We start from the raw sequence: 20,701 nt of genomic DNA, 5'->3' as shown, positions 1-20,701 counted from the left end.
GCCGGCTGCCGGCGAACGCCGGTCCGCCCTGGCGGCGAACCGGCTCCTCCTGCCCTGCTCCGCAGGATCTTCGTTTCCTCCCCCGGCCGAAGCCGAGGGTATCCACGAAGGAGAGACCCGATGACGGATCGGTGCGGCGGAACGGCCTGACGGCCAACTCCTCGGTAGGTTTAGATACTTGAGGCACATCAGCCACATCCGACCCCTACATCCCCCCACGAGGAGACCTCGATGAAGGTGTTAAAGCGGAGCCGCGCCCGAGCGGCCCTGCTGGCGCCTGCCGCCGCCCTGATGCTTTTCGCGTCCTCAGGTACGGCCAGCGCGAACTCCAGCCCCGGCTGGGGTGACGACAAGCCCGACGTACTCTCTGACTGCAACCAGGGCAACGCCGACCTGTGCCAGTACCATGAGATCAACGCCTGGACCTCGTACGGCGACTGGCACGAGTCGAGCAACGTATTCTCGAACTGCTCGGGCACCGACAACGCCACGTTCCAGATCGCCAGCGCCTACGCGACGAACACCTCGTACTCGTACCAGCAGTCCACAAGCGTCGAGGTCAGCGCGGGATTCAGCGACACGATCGAGCTGGGCATGAAGGCCAGCACGGAGACCTCCGAGACCTGGACCCTCGGGGACACCCGCACCAATACGCAGACCGTCACCAGCACCGTCCGCCCCGGATACGAGGGCGGTTACTCGTTCCGTCCGCTCGTCCGGCACTCGCAGGGCTGGATCGAGGTGCACTACGGCAAGCGCGTCGACGGCCACTACTACTGGTACTACCCCGGCCAGGGTTCCGACGGCTTCCGTATCGACACCCCGGTCGCCTGGGCGGACGGCTCCCTCAAGGGCGAGCTGAAGTGGGAGACGTGGAAGTGCTGAGGCGGCCGGGCTGTTCCGGGTGGCCCTGAACCTTGCGGCACCACCCCGCACGCACGGCGTGAGAGGAGGGCCGGGTGCCCCCGGCCCTCCTGTTCGGTTCCGGCTACTGACCTGGCTGGCGTGATGTCGTCAGGGTGAGACGCCATCCGCTTGCCGCTCGGCAGGCTTGGTGAGTCGAACAGGTTCCTGTTCGGGTGATCTCTAGGTGGTCGGGGCATAGCCGCAGGGCCTTCCGGTAGCTCGGGGTTACGATCCCAACCAAGCAGCACCAGGAGGCCCTGTGTCGCAGTCTGTCGCGCTGCGTCCGTGGAGTCCAACGGGTCTTCTCCGGCGTGTGACTGTCTCGCGCGGGGGTTCGGCAACGCGGCGGACGGCCTGGACCGCGTCCCGTGTTACGGCTCCGCCTCCCGTTGAAGGCCGCCGCAGGCCGACCACGGTCAGCAAGCTCCGACCGCCTCTGCCACGACAGGTCAGCGGGCGGCCGGGCGCTGTGCAGTGAAGCCGCTGGGTGGCTTGAGGCGAGGCGGAAGTGGCTGACCGCAGAGCCCGCGGGCCGTCCTTGTTCCAGGCCCGCCGCCACCGCTGGATGGACCGGAGGCTGACCCGTAAGTGAGTGACCGCTTCGGTGAGGTGAACAGCCGCCGGAACCGAACGTCAACGGCCGGTAGGCACACCCGGCTCACTCATGCCCCGGCCTGCCCATCCTCGCAGACAATCCGGTGGCGGGGTCCAGGTGACGGACGTGCGGCGACCCACGTCGCTCGCCCGCCAGGGGCCCCGCCGGCGGCGGATCCGGTCACGACGCGGTGAGCACTCCAATACCGTCGGACCGGCTGGGACGATCGGAGGAGTCGGAAAGACCGGAAGGAACAGAGAGGTCGGAGTCCGGGGTGAGGTACTGGCCCGAGAGATGGTCCGCCTCCCCGGCCGCGAGCCGCAGCAGGGTCCGGCCGGAGTTCCACCCGGACCATCCGCTCGGCTGTCACCGCCGACGTATCAGCGACCGGGTCATCTTCGACAAACTTCTGCAACTGCTGCGCTTCGGCTGTTCTTGCGAGGCGATCGCCGACACGGCCTGCTCGGCCACCACGATCCGCAGCCGCCGCGACGAGTGGATCCGACTCGGCGTATTCGCCAGGCTCAAGCAGATCGCGTTGGAGTCCTACGACCGGATCGTCGGCCTCGTTCTCGATCACATCGCCGTGGACGGCTCCATCACCAAGGCGCCCGGAGGCGGCGAGGTTGCAGGCCGGTCACCGGTCGACCGCGGCAAACAGGGCTTGAAACGTTCGAGCATGACGGACGGATACGGCATTCCACGGGGGCGTGTCCCGGCCGGTGCCAACCGCCACGACTCACCCTTGCTCGCCCCCACGCTGGACTGCCCGGCCGACCTTGGCCCGTTACCCGATGACATCACCGTGCACCTGGATGCCGGCTACGACTCGGACAAGACCCGTGCTCTGCTCGTCGAACGTGGCTTCCACGCCCGCATCGCGCACAAAGGTGAGAAGGCCCACCGGTCCAGGTCGGTCAGCGTTGGTACGTGGAGCGCACCCACGCCTGGCAGAACGCCTTCTACCGGCTCGCCCGCTGCTACGAGCGGCGGGCCACCGTCATCGACGCCTTCTTCGATCTTACCGACACGATCATCACCGTCCGTAGCCTGATCCGGCAGGCATGGACGACTCACCGCTGGAACGAACGCCCACTTCGCCGACCGTGACGGTGCGCCTGTCGACCCGACCTCGTAGGCGCTGGCCGACGGGTACGGGATGGTCATCTGCGCGACACCCCGGCCAGGCAGGTCAGGGAGCAACACATACAGTTGTCTTTGTCTACGGGTGTGTTCGTGGTAGAGGCAGGAGTGTGGCTGTGCAGAGGGAGCCGCGCAGTGTCGTCGACGGTGCGTTTCGCGTGCTGCGGGCTCTTCCCGAAGCGGGGCGGGAGCATCAGGTGGCGCGTCTGGCGTACCTGACCGGGCTGCCTCGTCCCACGGTGCACCGGCTGCTCGGCCAACTGCGCGACTCCGGCGTGGTGACGTGGGCTGACGGTCACTGGGCCCTTTCTGCCTCGCTGTTGGGCCTGGCGCAGCAGGTGGAGCCGCTGTCGGGTCTACGGGCGGCTGCTTCAAAGGTCATCCAGGGTCTTCGGGCGGAGACCGGTGCCACGGTCTCCCTGGTCGTGCCATCGGAGGACTCGTTCGTGGCTCTCGAGATGGTTCCGGGCAGTGAAACGCTGCCGATTGACGCGCGCAGTGGGGCGCGGATGCCCGCGTCGACCGCCGCCGCGTTGGTCCTGGCTCCGGGCGCCCTGCCGGCGGCGCGGGGGCGGCCGTTTGGTGCCGCGGTCGACGACCAGGACGTGCTCGGGGGGTTGACCTGTTATGCCGTGCCGGTCGGCCTGCCCGGTGGGCGGCGGGCGTCGCTCCAGATCGCCACTACGGCGCTGCGGCCTGCGGAGAGGTTCGCGGCGCCGGTTCACCGGGCTGCCGTCGCACTGGAACGCAGGCTTTCCGTGCTGTGACCTGGCGGTTGTCCGTCCAGCGGACAACATCCCGTTCTGGCGGAATGTTTCCTCCATGGTGGGGAGGACCAATCCATCGATGGAGGGACTCTTATGGCGGAGCGGAAGATTGCCCTGGTCACCGGCGCGGGACGCGGACTGGGCATGGGCATGGTGAAACACTTGGGGCGCTCGGGCGTCGCAGTTCTGGGCACCTATTTCACCAGTGAGCGCGCGGCCGCCGAGGCCACTGGGCCGGACCTTGTCTTTTGCCAGCTCGACGTCACCCGGATCGACACGTTCGCGGATTTCGTCACCACTGTACGGAGCACGCTGCGGAAAAGCTTCGGCGTGGAGACCTTCGACTACCTGGTCAACAACGCCGGCATCGGCACCTACGTTCCGTACGCGACGACCACTCCGGACCAGTTCGACGAACTGGTCCGGATCAATCTCAAGGCGCCGTTCTTCCTCACCCAGGCGCTGCTGCCCCTGATCAATGAGGGTGGCCGTGTACTCAACGTGTCGACCGCTCTGACACGGGGTGTCGTTCCAGGGATGTCCGCTTATGCGGCGACGAAGGGGGCGATCGAGGTCCTGACCCGCTACCAAGCCGTCGAACTGGCCGAGCGGTCCATCCGGGTCAACACCCTCATGGGAGGGGCGGTCCTGACTGACTTCGGCGGAGGCGTCATGCGTTCGCTGGAGGTGCAGCAGCTTGCCGCCCGCACGATAGCCCAGGGCCGAATCGCCACGTCCGACGACATTACCGCCGCTGTTCCCGCCATCCTCTCCGATGCCTTCCAATGGACAACCGGCGCGATCATCGACGTTTCCGGCGGTCAAAGCCTCTGACACGCAGCTCTGCACGGAGGCTTTGAGATGCGCTGAGGAACAGCGGCACCTGACGGGGCCGCTCTTCACACTTCGATGATGTTGAGTGAGAGGTCGGGTGGATAGACGTACGGTCACAGTCGGCGGTTCGCTGCTCGGGCCCCCAACCGTACCTATCCGCCCGGCCTCTAAGTCCCACGGCCTCGGCTGAGCGGCGCGGCACGGGAGGCCCCGACGGCGTGCCCCATGCTAACGTTGCGCTTTTGCTGTGTCGCTGTGTCGGTGATCCGTTGGGTGTCACCGGCTGGCGGCCGCGTCCCTGCCGCGCCTTCCTCGGTACGGTCCCTTCGCAGGAAGGCTCTCTGTGAGCAAATCAACGTGTGCCGACGCCCGGCGGCAGGACGATGTGTCCGAGGCGTCGGGCGCCTCTTCGGCAGCGCCCACGGCGGCGTCCTTCGCCCAGCTGGGGCTGCCGGCCGAGGTTCGGCGGGCGCTCGATGAGCAGGGCGTGACTGTGCCCTTCCCCATCCAGGCGGCGGTGCTGCCGAACGCGCTCGCGGGACGGGACGTCTTGGGCCGCGGTCGCACAGGATCCGGCAAGACGCTCGCCTTCGGCCTGGGGATGCTCGCCCGGACAGCAGGGCACCGCGCGCAGCCGAAAGAGCCGCTGGCGCTCGTTCTGGTGCCCACCAGGGAACTGGCGCAGCAAGTCGGTGAGGCGCTCACCCCGTACGCCGAGGCGCTGCGGCTGCGGCTCGCGACCGTGGTGGGCGGCGTGTCCATCGGACGGCAGGCCGCCGTGCTGCGGGATGGCGCCGAGATCGTCGTCGCCACGCCCGGTCGGCTCCACGACCTCATCGAGCGCAAGGGCTGCCGACTGGGGCGGGTGCGCATCGCGGTCCTGGACGAGGCCGACCAGATGTGTGACATGGGGTTCCTGCCGCAGGTCACCGGCATCCTGGACCAGGTGCGTCCCGACGGCCAGAGGATGCTGTTCTCCGCCACCCTCGACCGCGACGTCGACCAGCTGGTGCAGCGCTACCTGCGTTCCCCCGCCGTCCACTCGGTGGACCCTTCGTCCGGCGCGGTGTCCGCGATCGAGCACCACGTCTTCGTCGTGCACGGCCCGGACCGGTACGCCGTGACCACGGAGATCGCCGCTCGGGACGGCCGCGTCCTGCTGTTCCTGGACACCAAGCACGGCGTCGACCAGCTCACGCGGCATCTGCGGGCCAGCGGCGTGGCCGCCGCCGCCCTGCACAGCGGGAAGTCCCAGCCGCAGCGCACCCGGACCCTGGCTCAGTTCAAGAACGGGCAGGTCACCGCGCTGGTAGCAACGAACGTCGCTGCACGCGGCCTGCACATCGACGACCTCGACCTCGTGGTCAACGTCGACCCGCCCACCGGCCCGAAGGATTATCTGCACCGCGCGGGCCGCACGGCCCGGGCCGGTCGCTCCGGCACCGTCGTGACACTCGTCCTGTCCGCACAGCGCCGCGAGACGAGCCAGGTCATGGCAGACGCCGACGTCACCCCCCAGGTCACCAAAGTGCGGTCCGGCGAGGCGGAGCTAAGCCGGATCACCGGCGCCAAAGCCCCCACCGGAAAGCCTCTCGACAGCGGGCCCGCCATACCGCGCCCCAAGAACCACAACGTCCCGTTCGGCGGCCTGGGCAGCACCAAGGACGCGAAGAGCGGTTCCGGTGGCAGGTCGTCGTCCCGCAAGAGCAGCGAGGCCCGCAAGCTCACGGAGGCCCGCAAGGCGGCCCGAGTGCGGCGCGGCGGCTGAGACCGGCTTCCCGCACTGCCGGGCAGCGTCGTTGCCTACGCTGCTGGACGGAAATGCAGGACCGGAGATCGGCAGGGGTGCACCGCACGGCGTCACACACGGGTGACCGTGCGCAGGCGGAGGCGTGCAGGCGATGGAGAACGGCGCGGACCTGCCGGCGGATCGGTGTCTACACCGTCGAGCGAGAACTGACCGCGGGCAGCATGGGGACGGTCTACCCCGCCCGGTCACGGGATGTCGGGCCGTCGCGGTCAAGGTGGCCCGCCCCCACTGGCGGCCGACCCGCACGTCCCTGAACGGCTCCGCGCAGAGGTCGAGGCCGCCCGCAGAGCCGGCGCTTTCCACACGGTTCCGGTCGTGGACGCCGATCCCGACGCGCAGGCGCCCTGGCTGGCCACCGCACACATCCCCGGGCCCACGCTCGCCGAGCTGATCAAGCGTCAACACTCCATGGCAAAAGAGCAGTTGCGCCGGCCGAGGCGCTCCCAGCCGTCCACGCCTGCGGGCTCGTACACCGGGATCTGCAGCCAGCCAACATCATCATGGCCGACGACGGCCCACGCGTCCGAGGCGGCCTTCGACACTCCCGGATACCTCGCGCCCGAGCAGGCGCAAGGCAACGAAGTCGGAGCTGCCGCCGATGTGTTCGCACGCGGGGCCGTACTCGTCCCGGCGGCCGGAGGCAGCGCGTCCGGCACCGGAACGCCCAGGGCCGGACCCAACAACCTACTCGCTCTCGCCACCCCTGACCGGCCGCGCGTCGCCCCCCCCGGCCTCGGTCGCGCCCCCCGCCGATCCCGGCCGCGTCGACGAACCTCTCCGGCGCGCCCCGGCCGAACCGTCGCGCACGCCCCGCGTGATCATCCTGCTGATCGAGGCCGGCCGTGACGAGCGCGGCTGCCTGGCGGACGAGCGGCTGGTCGACCCGGCCAAGACGCTTGCCCACCATCGACCACGCCTGGCGCGGCGGGGAGGCGGTCAGCCCGGGAATCCGACCGGAGAAGACCCATACGGTATCGCGGGCGACATCGGTCTGGATCGTCAACCGAACGACTCGAGCCCGGGTTCTGCAGGCCCAGCTGTCCCACTCCAGGCCGATGTCCCCGGCCCTGGGGACGGTGAGCGCGTGGCTCCAGCAGCCGGGGCCGGCGAACAGGTCGAGGATGATCCGCCTCTTGACTTCTCCCCCAGCTGAAGCAGGGAGATTCTTCCCTCGCGGGTTGAGCTTTCTGCTTCTCAGACAGCAGCTGCCCCGAACCAACGGCAAGGGACGTGGGTACGCCCAGCAGTCTTACGCCAGCTCCACAGACCTGACATCCCGCCAGCCCGGCGGTAGGCCCGGCCAGCTTGGTTATCGCCGGCCGGACGCCACAGAAGCTACCACTTATCTGCGGGTGGTTGGGGGTGAACGCCGATCCGCCTTGGCGGCGCATCGGCTTTCCCTGCCCTGCTCCGCAGGAGTCCGTTTCCTCCCCCGCCTGAAGGCGGGGATATCCACGGAGGAATCCCGATGACCGCCACCGCAGTGATCACCGGCCTCGGCGTCGCCGCACCCAACGGGCTGGGCGTCAAGGAGTACTGGACGGCCACGCTCAGGGGCGAGAGCGCTATCGCCCGGATCGAGCGGTTCGACCCGTCGCGCTACCCGGCGCGGCTCGCCGGCCAGGTGCCCGGCTTCGTCGCCGAGGATCACCTGCCGAGCCGGCTGCTGCCGCAGACCGACCGCATGACACGCCTCGCCCTCGTGGCCGCGGACTGGGCACTGGACGACGCCGGGGTGCGGCCCGACGAACTGCCCCCCTACGACATGGGCGTCGTCACAGCCAGCTCCAGCGGCGGCTTCGAGTTCGGCCAGAACGAACTGCGCAACCTGTGGAGCAAGGGCAGCCAGTACGTCAGCGCCTACCAGTCGTTCGCCTGGTTCTACGCCGTCAACAGCGGTCAGATCTCCATCCGCAACGGGATGAAGGGACCCAGCGGAGTGGTGGTCAGCGACCAGGCCGGTGGTCTGGACGCCGTCGCCCAGGCCCGTCGGCAGATCCGGCGGGGCACCCCGCTGATCGTCTCCGGCAGCATCGATGCCTCGATCTGCCCGTGGGGCTGGGTGGCCCAGCTGGCCGGTGGCCGGCTGAGCACCAGCGAGGATCCCGAGCGCGCGTACCTGCCCTTCGACCCGAACGCATGCGGTCACGTCCCCGGCGAGGGCGGCGCCATCCTCGTCGTGGAGGACGCCGAGGCGGCGCGGCGCCGCGGCGCCCGGCCCTACGGCGAGATCGCGGGATACGGCGCCACCTTCGATCCCCGGCCGGGCAGCGGACGCGAACGCGGTCTGCGCCGGGCGATCGAGCTGGCCCTGGCCGACGCAGGGGTCGCGGCCCGGGACGTCGACGTGGTGTTCGCCGACGGCGCGGCCCTGCCGGAGGAGGACCGCGCGGAGGCCGAGGCGATCACGGCCGTTTTCGGCCGCGGAGGCGTGCCCGTCACCGCTCCGAAGACGATGACCGGCCGGTTGTACTCCGGAGCGGCACCCCTGGACCTGGCCACGGCCCTGCTGTCCATCGCCGACCGGCAGATCCCCCCGACCGTCAACGTCCGGCCCGTCACCGACTACGGCCTGGACCTCGTCACCGGCACGCCGCGGCCCGCCGAGCTGCGCACCGCCCTGGTCCTGGCCCGCGGCCACGCCGGCTTCAACTCGGCCATGGTGGTCCGCTCCGTCGCCTGACGGACCGCGGCCGCCCGGCAACCGGCCGCACCCTGCGACCGGTCCGCATGAGGCGGAGCAATCCCTGAGAACAACGGAAATGGAGTAAGCACCGTGCAGTTCACCCTCGACGACCTGAAGCGCATCCTCCTGGAGAGCGCCGGAGCCGACGAGAGCGTCGACCTCGACGGCGACATCCTGGACCGACGCTGGGACGAACTGGGCTACGAGTCGCTCGCCCTGCTCGAGACGGGCAGCCGCATCGAGCGCGAGTACGGCATCTCACTCGACGAGTCGGAGGTCGCCGACGCCCACACCCCGCGCGAACTGCTGGCGATCGTCAACACCCAGCTCGCCACCACCGCCGCCGCCTGATCCACAGTCCCCGTCCGGTGCCGGCGGCCTGGCACCCGCACCGCCGGTACCGGGCGGCCCTCTGTCCCCGGCCGTTCCCCACCGCAGCAGCGCGCCTCCGGTACGAGCACCGCTCGCCGGAGACGGGGGCCGGCACGCACGGACCACACCACCCACCCCGCGCACGCACCCACCCCGGAGGAAGCATGACCGAGCACAACCAGCGAGTCGCCGTCGTCACCGGAGCCACCAGCGGGATCGGCCTGGCCGTCGCCAAGGAGCTGGGCGCTCAGGGCCACCGCGTGTACATCGGCGCCCGTAACGCGGAGAACGTCAGCACGACCGTCAAGCAGCTGCGTGAGCAGGGCGTCAGGGTCGACGGCAGCCCGGTGGACGTCCGCTCGGGAGCCGAGGTCCAGCGGTTCGTCCGGGCCGCCGTCGACGCCTTCGGCACCATCGACGTCCTGGTCAACAACGCGGGCCGGTCCGGCGGCGGCGTCACCGCCGACATCACCGACGAGCTGTGGGACGACGTGATCGACACCAACCTCAACAGCGTCTTCCGCATGACCCGCGAAGTCCTCAACACCGGCGGCATGCGGGACAAGAAGTGGGGACGCATCATCAACATCGCGTCCACGGCGGGCAAGCAGGGCGTGGTGCTCGGCGCCCCGTACTCCGCGTCCAAGCACGGCGTGGTGGGCTTCACCAAGGCCCTCGGCAACGAGCTCGCCCCGACCGGCATCACCGTCAACGCCGTCTGCCCCGGCTACGTGGAAACCCCCATGGCCCAGCGCGTCCGCCAGGGGTACGCCGACGCCTACGACACCACCGAGGAGGCCATCCTCGAGAAGTTCCAGGCGAAGATCCCGCTCGGCCGCTACTCCACGCCGGAGGAGGTCGCCGGCCTTGTCGCATACCTGGCTTCCGACACGGCCGCCTCCATCACCTCGCAGGCCCTCAACGTCTGCGGCGGCCTGGGCAACTTCTGAACCCACCGAGGAGACAACCGCTATGACGACCCGTCAGGTCGAGCACGAGATCACCGCCGAGGCCCCGGCCGCCACCGTCTACCGGCTGATCGCCGAGGTGGAGAACTGGCCCCGGATCTTCCCGCCCACCGTCTACGTCGACCACGTCGAGCGCGGCGACAGCCAGGAGCGGATCCGCATCTGGGCCACCGCCAACGGCGAGGCCAAGAGCTGGACCTCGCGCCGCACACTGGACCCGGGCAACCGGCGGATCACCTTCCGCCAGGAGGTCTCCGCCCCGCCGGTCGCCGCGATGGGCGGCACCTGGATCATCGAGCCGCTGTCGGACACGCGGTCCCGCATCCGGCTGCTGCACGACTACCGGGCCGTCGACGACGACCCCGACGGCTTGAAGTGGATCGACGAGGCCGTGGACCGCAACTCGCGTTCCGAGCTGGCGGCGCTGAAGACCAACGTCGAACTGGCCCACGCCGCCGAGGAGATCACGTTCTCCTTCGAGGACACCGTCCAGATCGACGGTTCCGCCAAGGACGTCTACGACTTCATCAACGAGGCCGGCCTGTGGGCCGAACGCCTGCCCCACGTGGCCCGCGTCCGCCTCACCGAGGACACCCCGGGACTGCAGACCCTGGAGATGGACACCCGCGCCAAGGACGGCTCGACCCACACCACGAAGTCCTACCGGGTGACCTTCCCGCACCACAGGATCGCCTACAAGCAGGTCACCCTGCCCGCGCTGATGACCCTGCACACCGGGGTGTGGACGTTCACGGAGAACGAACGGGGCGTCGCCGCGACCTCGCAGCACACCGTGGTCCTCAACACGGACAACATCACCAAGGTACTGGGGCCTGAGGCCACGGTCGCCGACGCCCGGGACTATGTGCACGGCGCGCTGAGCGCCAACAGCCGCGCCACCTTGAACCACGCCAAGGACTACGCCGAGAACAGGCGCTGACCATGACCGCGCACACGCTGGACACCGACGTCGTCGTCGTCGGCGCGGGGCCCGTCGGGCTGATGCTCGCCGGGGAACTGCGCACCGGCGGCGCCCGGGTGACCGTCCTGGAACGGCTGACGGCGCCCACCACCGAGTCCCGGGCCTCGACCCTGCACGCCCGCACCATGGAACTGCTGGACGCGCGGGGCCTGCTGGGCCGCATCGGGACCCTGCCGAACGATCCCCGGGGGCACTTCGGCGGGATACCGCTGGACCTGACGCTGCCCGGACCGTATCCGGGCCAGTGGAAAATGCCCCAGACGCGCACCGAGGAGGTCCTCGCCCAATGGGCCGTCTCGCTCGGCGCGGACCTCAGGCGCGGTCACGAGGTGATGGGCCTGGCGGAGCTAGAGGACCACGTGGAGATCGAGGCCGTACGGTCCGACGGGCCGGTCCGGCTGTGTGCGCGGTACCTGGTGGGCTGCGACGGCGAACACAGCACCGTCCGCCGACTGGCCGGCATCGGCTTCCCCGGGCACGACGCCGTCCGGGAGCTGATCCGCGCCGACGTCGACGGCATCAACATCCCCGACCGGCGCTTCGAGCGGCTGGAGCACGGCCTGGCGATCGCCGCCCGCCGGGGTGACGGCGTGACCCGGGTGATGGTCCACGCCTACGGCCGCGCACCGCGACACCGCACCGGCCAACCGGACTTCGCCGAGGTCTGCGAGGTGTGGCGGCACGTCACCGGAGAGGACATCAGGGGCGGCACCCCCCTGTGGCTCAACGCCTTCGGTGACGCCTCCCGGCTGGCCGCCCGCTACCGCGCGGGGCGCGTCCTGCTGGCCGGCGACGCCGCCCACCAGCAGATGCCGGTCGGCGGCCAAGCCCTCAACCTGGGGCTGCAGGACGCCGTCAACCTCGGCTGGAAACTGGCCGCCGTCGTGCGGGGGCGGGCACCGCAGAGCCTGCTGGACACCTACCACGACGAACGGCACGCCGTCGGCACCCGGGTGCTGGCCGGCATCGAGGCACAGACGGCCCTGCTGCTGGGCGGCCCCGAGGTCGAGGCCACGCGGTCCGTCCTCGCCGAACTCCTCGGCCACGAAAGGGTGCGACGGCACCTGGCCGGAACGATCTCAGGCCTGGACGTCCACTACGGCCTCGGCGCCGACGGCCACCCGCTGTCGGTCCCCGCCGGGGCACCGGGCACCCGCTTGGAGCCCACCGAAGTCGTCACCGACGGCGCAACCACGACGACCACCGCGCTGCTGCGCTCCGGCCGCGGGCTGCTGCTGGACCTCTCCGGCGACCCCGCCCGCCACATGGCCCTGAGCCGCGAGTGCGGCCCGTGGCTGGACCGGGTGGACCTGGTGGCGGCCGCCACCGGGCCGGACGGGCTCCCGCATCACGCGGACGCGTTCCTGGTACGCCCCGACGGTCACGTCGCCTGGACGTCGTCCGCCGGCCCGGACGGCCCGGCCCAAGCGCTGCGCACCTGGTTCGGCCCGCCGGCCTCCGCGCTGCGGACGGCGGCTCCGGCCCGCCCGGACACCCCGGGCAACCCGCGGCCGGCACAGCCCGGCCTCGCAGGGCACAGCAACGAACGGCACCACGAACGAGAAGAGGGAGACACACCGATGGGCAGGCTCACGGGCAGGACCGCACTGGTCACCGGGGCGAGCCGGGGCATCGGCCGGGCGATCGCCACCCGGCTGGCCGCCGAGGGCGCCCTGGTCGCCGTGCACTACGCGGCCAACCGGGACGCGGCCGAGGAAGTCGTCGCGGCCATCGAGAAGGACGGCGGACGGGCCTTCGCCGTGCAGGCCGAACTCGGCGTGCCCGGCGACGTGCACGAGCTGTTCCTGGGACTGGAACAGGGGCTGAAGGAGCGCACCGGGGCGACCGATCTGAACATCCTCGTCAACAACGCGGGGCGGATGGGCGGCGTACCCGTCGACACGATGACCCCGGACGAGTTCGACCGGCTGGTCGCCGTCAACGCCAAGGCGCCGTTCTTCATCATCCAGCGTGCCCTGGCGAACCTCGTCTCCGGCGGCCGGATCATCAACATCTCCTCCGGGCTCACCCGCTTCGCCAACCCCGACGAGATCGCCTACGCGATGACCAAGGGCGCCGTGGAACAACTCGCCCTGCACTTCGCGAAGGTGCTCGCCCCGCGCGGGATCACCATCAACAGCGTCGCGCCCGGCATCACCCACAACGGCAACCCGCTCTTCGACGTGCCCGAGGCGGTCGAGCAGATGGCGCGGCTGTCCGCCTTCAACCGGGTCGGCGAACCGCAGGACGTCGCCGACGTGGTGGCCTTCCTCGCCTCGGACGACAGCCGCTGGGTGACCGGCGCGTTCCTCGACGCCACCGGCGGCACCCTGCTGGGGTGACCGCACCGCCCCTCCGGCGGCCACCCGCGCGGCCGGAGGGGCGCGGCGCCCACCCCGATCCGTCCACCAGACTTCGGAGCGGTTCGATGAGATCTTCGACGCGTGTACCAGCCGCTGCCCCGGACGAGGCACCGGATGCCTGGAGCGCCGGCCAGTGGGGCCTGCTGCTCGTCCTGGCCGGGAACATGCTGATCGACTCCCTCGAAGTGTCGACGGCGATGGTGGCGCTGCCGTCGATCGGCAGGGACCTGCACCTACCCCTGACGGCCCTTCAGGGCGTGGTCAGCGGATTCGCCCTCGGCTTCGGGGCGCTGCTGCTCTTCGGCACCCGGGTCGTACGCCTGCTCGGCAGGCGGCGGGTGTACCTGGCCGCTCTGCCGGTCTTCGCCGCGGCGACCGTGGCCGGCGGGCTGGCCGACGGGCCCACACTGCTCCTGGCCACCCGGGTGGTCAAAGGTTTCTGCGCCGCCCTGACCGCGCCGACCGGGCTGACCATCATCACCACCGCCTTCCCCGAGGGCCGGGCCCGCGGGCGGGCTGTGTCGGTGTACGCGTTCGTCGGCGCCTGCGGGTTCACCGGCGGACTCCTCCTGTCCGGGGTGCTGAGCGAAGTCGGCTGGCGCTGGGCGTTCCTGTTTCCCGCACCGGTGGTGCTGGTCCTGTTCGCCCTCGGCCTGCGCCTGATCCCGGCGGACGCGCCCTCCGACGGAGGGCGCCGCCACTACGACGCGGCCGGCGCCGTATCCCTGGCCGGGGCCCTGGCCGCCCTGGCGACCGGCATCGTGCAGCTGCCCGGACGCGGCTGGAGCAGCCCGGTCGTCATCGGTGCGTTCTCGACTGCCGCCCTGCTCCTGGGCGCCCTCGTCCTCGTCGAACGCACCTACGCGGACCCGCTGCTGCGCCTGGGCCTCCTGGCCCACGGTGGGCTCCTGCGGTCCATGCTGGGCGCGGTCGCGCTCAACGGCTCGTACCTCGGGCTGCTGCTCATCGCCACCCTCCAACTGCAGACGACGCAGGGCTGGCCGCCGGTGCGCACCGCGCTGGCCTTCCTGCCCGCGAGCCTGCCGCTGGCGGTGACGGCACCATTCTCCGGCCGTCTGATCGGGCGGTTCGGCACCCGCCGGCTGATCGCCCTGGGCGCCCCGGCACCGCTGCTCGGCCACCTCCTCTACCTGCGGGCGCTCACCCCGCACCCGGCCTACCTCACCGACGTCCTGCCCACCATGCTGCTGGTCGGCATCGGCTTCGCGCTCGGCTTCACCGCCCTGAACGTGCAGGCCGCCGCCGATGTGCCGGCCGCGGACCGGCCGGCGGCCACCGCCCACTACCAGACGGCCGTGCAGACCGCCGCAGTCCTGTCACCCGCGCTGGTCACCGCACTGATGATCGCGCACCGCGCCCCCGTCGGCGTCCCAGCCGCCCAGGTGGCCGCGGGCTACCGGCCCGCGCTGTGGCTGGTCGTCGCGCTCGGCGCGCTGGGGATGGCCGCGGCGGTCGTCCGGCCGGCGCACCGCCCGGCCCCCGACCGCGCCGCCGGGCGGAGCCTCCCCGCCCGGCCATGACCCGGAAGCCTCCCGCTCCGGCACCGCTCACCGCCCGCCCGCGCATCCGCACCCGCCAGGCGAGAATCACAGGAGCTGAAACCCACCGCCAGCCCGGCGGTAGGCCCGGCCGGCTTGGTTATCGCCGGCGGACGGCATACGAACTACCGCTTACCTGCGGGTGGTTGGCGGTGAACGCCGATCCGCCCTGGCGGCGCATCGGCTTGCCCTGCCCTGCTCCGCATGAGTCCGCTTCCTCCCCCGCATGAAGGCGGGGGTATCCACGGAGGAATCCCGATGACCACAGTCACACCCGCGCCCCTCGACGATGCCGCACTCCCCACCCACGAGGGACTGGCCGAACTCACGCGGATCAAGGAGGAGGTGCGACAGGGACCCGACCCGGCCGCCACCGAACGGCAGCACGCGAAGGGCAAGCTGACCGCGCGCGAGCGCATAGACCTGCTGCTCGACCCGGACTCCTTCCACGAGGTCGAGCCGCTGCGACGGCACCGGGCCACCGGCTTCGGACTGGAGCACAAGCGGCCGTACACCGACGGTGTCGTCACCGGATGGGGCACGGTGCACGGCCGCACCGTCTTCGTCTACGCGCACGACTTCCGCATCTTCGGCGGCGCCCTGGGCGAGGCGCACGCCGCCAAGATTCACAAGATCATGGACATGGCCATCGCGGCCGGTGCCCCGCTGGTGTCGCTCAACGACGGTGCCGGCGCCCGCATCCAGGAGGGCGTCTCGGCACTCGCCGGCTACGGAGGCATCTTCGAGCGCAACACCCGCGCCTCGGGCGTCATCCCGCAGATCAGTGTGATGCTCGGCCCCTGCGCGGGCGGCGCGGCCTACTCGCCGGCGCTGACGGACTTCGTCTTCATGGTCCGCACCACCTCGCAGATGTTCATCACGGGGCCGGACGTGGTGCAGGCCGTCACGGGAGAGCAGATCGGCCACGACGGACTCGGCGGCGCCGACGTGCACGGCGAGACCTCCGGCGTCGCCCACTTCGTCCACGACGACGAACGCGCGTGCCTGGAGGACGTCCGGTACCTGTTGTCGCTGCTGCCGGCCAACAACCGGGAACTGCCGCCTCAGGTCCCCTGCGACGATCCCGGTGACCGTGACGGACAGGCGCTCCTGGAGATCGTGCCCGCCGACCCGGGCCGCAGCTACGACGTGCGTGCCGTCATCGAAGAGATCGCCGACCACGGCGAGTACTTCGAGGTCCACTCCGGCTGGGCGCGCAACGTGGTGTGCGCGTTCGCGCGGCTGGGCGGCGAGACGGTGGGCGTCGTCGCCAACCAGCCCGCCGCCCTCGCCGGCGTCCTCGACATCCACGCCAGCGAGAAGGCCGCGAGGTTCGTCCAGTTCTGCGACGCCTTCAACATCCCGCTGGTCACCCTGGTCGACGTACCCGGCTTCCTGCCCGGAGTGGACCAGGAGCACGGCGGCATCATCCGCCACGGCGCCAAACTCCTGTACGCCTACTGCAACGCCACCGTCCCCCGGATCTCGGTCGTGCTGCGCAAGGCGTACGGCGGTGCCTACATCGTCATGGACTCACGTTCCATCGGCGCCGACCTCGCCCTGGCATGGCCGGGCAACGAGATCGCGGTCATGGGAGCCGAAGGCGCGGCCAACGTCATCTTCCGGCGGGACATCCAGGCTGCCGACGACCCCGAGGAGCTCCGGCAGCAGAAGATCAAGGAATACCGCACGCAGCTCATGCACCCCTACTACGCCGCCGAGCGCGGCCTGGTGGACGACGTCGTGGATCCGCGCCACACCCGGCGAGTCCTGATCGACGCGCTGGCGATGCTGCGCGAGAAGCACGCCGAGCTGCCCTCCCGCAAGCACGGCAATCAGCCGCAGTGACTCACGGAGGCACCAATGCCTGACGCACGGGCGGACAGCGCCCCTCTCATCCGCGTCACCAAAGGCCACCCAAGCCCCGAAGAACTGGCCGCGCTCACCGTCGCCCTCTTCCTGCGCGCGGGCGCCCCGGCCCCCGAGGACGAGCAGACACGCGGCCCCGTACACCGCCCGGCCACCTGGCGTCGGCTGGAGCGGGCGCTGACCCACCGGGGGGCCCGCAGCTGGCGCGACGAGCTGCGGCGAACCCGGCCGAGATCCCAGCTCAGGAGCTGAGACGGCGCTCGCCGCAGCGGCCGCGCCGGACACCGAGCACAAACCGCCGCCGAACGGACGGCCGCCGGGCGTCGTCGTCGCGGCCACCCGCCACTGGCCGAGCCGGAACAGGCCCGGGCGCTCGTGGACCTGCCCCACCACGCGGAGGAGCGGAAAGGGCACTTCCGCGGCTTCATCTCGGCCACCCCCTGCCTCGCCCCGGACGAGCGGACCTTCGTCAACAACCGATATGAGGGGACCATTCGGCCTACGACGCCTGATGGCCGATCCCCACACCGCGGAGGGCCAGGGCCGGATCGCCCGCTTCAAGGCCGCTCCGCCCGACTACCTGGTATGCACCGTGGCCTCGGAGGCTTTCACGGCCTCGTCCCAGACCACGGTCCGAGACAGCCCCGGAGACCCCGTGTCAGACCTGCTACTCCCCCAGGAAACCCACTCCCAGCTCCCCGACACCCCGTGCGCCGAGCCCGTGCGGCCGCCGGCCGGCGGGACGGTCCCCCTGTCGGCCGGTCAGGAGCCGCTCCCCTTACCGCTGCTGGCGGGGACCGAGGACGCGGGCCCGGCCGAGTCGCACATCGTCCGCGGCATCGACTGATCCGCGCAGGGCCCCACCCCTACCCACCAAGGACGGAAGACCTAAGCACCATGACCCCGAACCCGACCGAACCCACCCCGAGCGGCGTGCTCGACCCCCCACCCACCGCACAGGCTCCCCCCGCCGGGGTGCGCGAGATCGTGCTGGACGCCGACGGTGTCCCCCTCTCAGGCCTGCTCAGCCAGCCGACGGACGGCCCGCCCCGGGCAACCGTGGTGGCCCTCCACGGGGGAGGGATGCGGGCCGGCTACTTCCACGCGCCTGCCCACCAGGGCCTGTCGCTGCTCACGCTCGGCACCCGGCTGGGCTTCACCGTGCTGGCGCTGGACCGCCCCGGTTACGGACGCTCGGCCCCACGCCTGCCGCGCGGGCAGACGCTACGGGAACAGTCCGCGACCGTCCGTGCGGCACTGGCCGACTTCGACCTACGCCATCCCGTCGGGGCGGGCGTGTTCGTCGTAGCCCACTCCTACGGCGGCAAGCTCGCCCTCGCCCTGGCCGCCGACGGCGCGGACCTCCTCGGACTCGACATCTGCGGTCTGGGCCACCGGTTCGCGGTCGACCCGGAACGGCTCGCCTCGCTGCACGAGCCCCGCACCGCCGCACTGCACTGGGGTCCGCTGGGCCTCTACCCGAAGTACACCTTCCGGCTCGCCGCAGCCCTGGTCGGCCCGATGCCGGAACTGGAGGAGCATGAGGTGCGGCTCTGGCCCGAGGTCTTCAGGCAGCTCGCCCCGCGGGTACGGATCCCCGTCCGGTTCACCTTCGCCGAGTACGAGCGCTGGTGGCGGCACGACGACGAGGCGCTGGCGGAGCTGACCGGCCTGCTCGCGGCCCCGAAGGTCTGTGTCGACCGGCTGCCGGGGGCCGGCCACAACGCCAGCCTGGGCTGGGCCGCCCGCGCCTACCATCTGCGGGCCCTGGCGTTCCTGGAGGAATGCCTCACCGGCCGCCGCCTCACCACGCGGGAACCCGTCGGCAGACCGGTCGGCGCGGCGGTGACAGGCCCCCGGAACCGGCCGTACACGGAGGTGGGCTGAGAGGCCAGTCCCACGTCGTACAGCACCGGGTACAGCACGCCGCCGACGGGCAGGGCCTCCGAGAGCCGACCGCGGCCCTGTGGCACGCCCCGAACCGGCGGGGGCCGCCGCCTGCCCCGGTGCGTCAGGCGACCCGGAGCCTGCGTGCGCCCGCACCCTCTTCCCCAGCACGTCGCAGGGGTTGGCCAATACGCAGCACTGCAGGGTGAGGTAGTCGCAGCCGACGCAGCCGTCGAGTTCGTCGCGCAGCTTCATCGGGATTCCTCCGTGGATCCCCCGCCTTCAGGCGGGGGAGGAAACGGACTCCTGCGGAGCAGGGCAGGGCAAGCCGATGCGCCGCCAGGGCGGATCGGCGTTCACCGCCAACCACCCGCAGGAGAGTGGTAGTTTGTATGCCGTCCGGCCGGCGATAACCAAGCTGGCCGGGCCTACCGCCGGGCTGGCGGGATGTCAGGTCTGTGGAGCTGGCGTAAGACTGCTGGGCGTACCAACGTCCCTTGCCGTTAGTTCGGGGCAGCTGCTGTCGGAGAAGCAGAAAGCTCAACCCGCGAGGGAAGAATCTCCCGGCTTCAGCCGGGGGAGAAGTCAACCAGGCCAGCCCACTCTCTTGTCAGGTGTCGACGGTCAGGTAATTGGTTCAGGCCGCCATTCCGTGAATCCCCAGGTGGACCTGCGACTGGGGGAACGTTTCTTGCGGGGATTGCCCTGGTATGGGGGCTGTGGCGAGCGAGGATGTGCTGTTTCCCGGGATCGATGTGCGTGTGACGGCGGTGCGCGTCACCGCGGAGCAAGTCGCCGTCGAGGGGGGGGCGTGCGGGAGACCGCCAGCCTGTCCGGACTGCGGTGTTGCGGGACGTCGCGTGCATTCCCGGTACGTGCGCCGTCTGACCGAACGTCCGGTGGTGGGACGGTCGTTGGTGGTCTGGCTCAGCGTTCGCCGCTTCTTCTGTGAGCAGGCCTCGTGTCGTCGGCGGACGTTCGTCGAGCAGGTTCCGGATCTGAGTGAGCGGTACCGCCGTCACAGCGTAGGACTACGGCGATGGATGCAAGGTGTTGCAACGTTCCTGGGCAGTCGTCCCGGTGAACGCCTGTGCCGGCCCTGCAGTTACCTACCGGCCGCACCCATCTGCTGGGCCTGCTCACAGCCCCAGTGGTGCCCGAGCGGGCACCTCGCGTGCTGGGCGTCGACGAGTTCGCCTTCCGCAAGGGCCGGCACTATGGCACCGTCCTGGTCGACATCGAGGCGGCCCGGGTGGTCGATGTCCTGCCCGACCGGGACGCAGTCTGTCAACGGAAACTTTGATCTCCCCAGTGGCGGACACGAGGTGCCACCCACTGGCGGACAGCAAAACTCCCCATGGACAGGATAACTCCCCACTGAGTCGGCGTGATTCTTCCGGGGTAGTCGTCAGTGCAGGGGTCTGACCCCCTTTCCGGAGGTGGCCTCGGTGAGGCGGAAGCTGTCACCCTGGGTCACGACGACGTGAGCGTGGTGCAGGAGTCGGTCGACCGTCGCGGTCGCCAGGGTCTTGGGCATGATCTCGTCGAAGCCTGACGGATGAAGGTTCGAACTGACCGCCATCGCCCGTCGTTCGTAGGCGGCATCGACCAGGCGGAAGAAGCCTTCGGCGGCGTCGGCGGAGACGGGCAGCAGTCCGATGTCGTCGACGATGATGAGGTCCGAGCGGATCAGCCGGGTCATGGCGCGGGCGAGGGAGTCGTCGACGCGGTGGCGGCGGACGAGGGCTCCGAGGTCCTCGATCGCGAACCAGGCGACCGTCATCCCGGCCTCGATGGCGGCCTGGCCGAGGGCCTCGGTGAAGTGGCTCTTGCCGGTGCCGGAGGGTCCGCAGACGCACAGGTTCTCTTTGCGGGAGATCCACTCCAGGGTCTTGAGGGAGTCCTGGATCTGCCGCGGGATGGACGAGGCGGCCTCGTCCCAGTCACCGAAGGTCTTCCC

17 protein-coding genes and 3 pseudogenes are annotated in these 20,701 nt (G+C 70.7%); 17 read left to right on the top strand and 3 right to left on the bottom strand.

From position 1 onward, the window contains the following. Positions 1-231: 231 nt before the first annotated feature. Positions 232-885, top strand: a complete 654-nt coding sequence (locus tag ACWCQ1_RS49555; protein WP_451029799.1) for a hypothetical protein — start codon at positions 232-234, stop codon at positions 883-885. A 507-nt stretch (positions 886-1,392) separates the two neighbouring features. On the opposite strand, the pseudogene ACWCQ1_RS49550 reads toward ACWCQ1_RS49555, so the two are convergent. After that, positions 1,393-1,500, bottom strand: a pseudogene (locus tag ACWCQ1_RS49550) (helix-turn-helix domain-containing protein); the annotation flags it as partial. 275 nt (positions 1,501-1,775) lie between these two features. Between ACWCQ1_RS49550 and ACWCQ1_RS49545 the strand changes: the two are divergent. From ACWCQ1_RS49545 to ACWCQ1_RS49530, 4 genes and pseudogenes are all read left to right on the top strand, one after another. Further along, positions 1,776-2,611, top strand: a pseudogene (locus tag ACWCQ1_RS49545) (IS5 family transposase). Between the two features lie 149 nt (positions 2,612-2,760). Continuing rightward, the gene (locus ACWCQ1_RS49540; protein ID WP_451029798.1) at positions 2,761-3,411 is read left to right on the top strand and encodes a helix-turn-helix domain-containing protein; all 651 of its coding nucleotides are present in this window, start codon (positions 2,761-2,763) and stop codon (positions 3,409-3,411) included. 93 nt (positions 3,412-3,504) lie between these two features. Further along, complete coding sequence (locus ACWCQ1_RS49535) at positions 3,505-4,245, top strand: SDR family NAD(P)-dependent oxidoreductase (RefSeq protein ID WP_451029797.1); 741 nt, start codon at positions 3,505-3,507, stop codon at positions 4,243-4,245. A gap of 385 nt (positions 4,246-4,630) precedes the next feature. Then, the gene (locus ACWCQ1_RS49530) at positions 4,631-6,013 is read left to right on the top strand and encodes a DEAD/DEAH box helicase (protein WP_451029800.1); all 1,383 of its coding nucleotides are present in this window, start codon (positions 4,631-4,633) and stop codon (positions 6,011-6,013) included. Positions 6,014-6,453: 440 nt separating this feature from the next. Here ACWCQ1_RS49530 and ACWCQ1_RS49525 read toward each other — a convergent pair whose 3' ends face one another. Then, positions 6,454-6,597, bottom strand: coding sequence for a hypothetical protein (locus tag ACWCQ1_RS49525; protein ID WP_358607065.1), 144 nt, complete (start codon positions 6,595-6,597; stop codon positions 6,454-6,456). Between the two features lie 926 nt (positions 6,598-7,523). Between ACWCQ1_RS49525 and ACWCQ1_RS49520 the strand changes: the two genes are divergently transcribed. The 12 genes and pseudogenes from ACWCQ1_RS49520 to ACWCQ1_RS49465 all read left to right on the top strand — a co-directional run bounded on the left by ACWCQ1_RS49520 (position 7,524) and on the right by ACWCQ1_RS49465 (position 20,044). After that, the gene (locus ACWCQ1_RS49520) at positions 7,524-8,738 is read left to right on the top strand and encodes a ketosynthase chain-length factor (protein ID WP_451029796.1); all 1,215 of its coding nucleotides are present in this window, start codon (positions 7,524-7,526) and stop codon (positions 8,736-8,738) included. 93 nt (positions 8,739-8,831) lie between these two features. Next, complete coding sequence (locus ACWCQ1_RS49515) at positions 8,832-9,092, top strand: acyl carrier protein (protein ID WP_451029795.1); 261 nt, start codon at positions 8,832-8,834, stop codon at positions 9,090-9,092. A gap of 185 nt (positions 9,093-9,277) precedes the next feature. Beyond that, positions 9,278-10,063, top strand: coding sequence for a 3-oxoacyl-ACP reductase FabG (gene fabG / locus ACWCQ1_RS49510; protein WP_451029794.1), 786 nt, complete (start codon positions 9,278-9,280; stop codon positions 10,061-10,063). A gap of 22 nt (positions 10,064-10,085) precedes the next feature. Beyond that, positions 10,086-11,021: an aromatase/cyclase gene (locus ACWCQ1_RS49505; RefSeq protein ID WP_451029793.1), complete on the top strand. Its 936-nt coding sequence runs from the start codon at positions 10,086-10,088 to the stop codon at positions 11,019-11,021. A 2-nt stretch (positions 11,022-11,023) separates the two neighbouring features. Further along, positions 11,024-13,405 (top strand): SDR family oxidoreductase, encoded by a 2,382-nt coding sequence (locus ACWCQ1_RS49500; RefSeq protein WP_451029792.1) that lies wholly within the window; start codon positions 11,024-11,026, stop codon positions 13,403-13,405. An 86-nt stretch (positions 13,406-13,491) separates the two neighbouring features. Continuing rightward, positions 13,492-14,967, top strand: coding sequence for an MFS transporter (locus ACWCQ1_RS49495; RefSeq protein ID WP_451029791.1), 1,476 nt, complete (start codon positions 13,492-13,494; stop codon positions 14,965-14,967). A 276-nt stretch (positions 14,968-15,243) separates the two neighbouring features. After that, on the top strand, positions 15,244-16,833 hold the full coding sequence (locus ACWCQ1_RS49490; protein WP_451029790.1) for an acyl-CoA carboxylase subunit beta: 1,590 nt from the start codon (positions 15,244-15,246) through the stop codon (positions 16,831-16,833). Between the two features lie 15 nt (positions 16,834-16,848). After that, the gene (locus ACWCQ1_RS49485; protein WP_451029789.1) at positions 16,849-17,106 is read left to right on the top strand and encodes an acyl-CoA carboxylase subunit epsilon; all 258 of its coding nucleotides are present in this window, start codon (positions 16,849-16,851) and stop codon (positions 17,104-17,106) included. Between the two features lie 259 nt (positions 17,107-17,365). Next, positions 17,366-17,701: a hypothetical protein gene (locus tag ACWCQ1_RS49480; protein WP_451029788.1), complete on the top strand. Its 336-nt coding sequence runs from the start codon at positions 17,366-17,368 to the stop codon at positions 17,699-17,701. 50 nt (positions 17,702-17,751) lie between these two features. Next, positions 17,752-18,741, top strand: a complete 990-nt coding sequence (locus tag ACWCQ1_RS49475) for an alpha/beta hydrolase (RefSeq protein WP_451029787.1) — start codon at positions 17,752-17,754, stop codon at positions 18,739-18,741. Between the two features lie 710 nt (positions 18,742-19,451). Further along, positions 19,452-19,685 (top strand): annotated as a pseudogene (locus tag ACWCQ1_RS49470) (ISL3 family transposase); the annotation flags it as partial. Between the two features lie 146 nt (positions 19,686-19,831). Then, a complete protein-coding gene (locus ACWCQ1_RS49465; protein WP_451029786.1) occupies positions 19,832-20,044 on the top strand; it encodes a transposase in 213 nt (70 codons plus the stop codon). Positions 20,045-20,149: 105 nt separating this feature from the next. On the opposite strand, the gene ACWCQ1_RS49460 is transcribed toward ACWCQ1_RS49465, so the two are convergent. Continuing rightward, positions 20,150-20,701 (bottom strand): ATP-binding protein (locus tag ACWCQ1_RS49460; protein ID WP_451029785.1); only part of this gene is annotated, 552 nt, incomplete at its 5' end.

The organism is Streptomyces sp. NPDC002144 (assembly GCF_053593695.1).
This window is presented reverse-complemented; position numbering and strand designations above follow the sequence as displayed.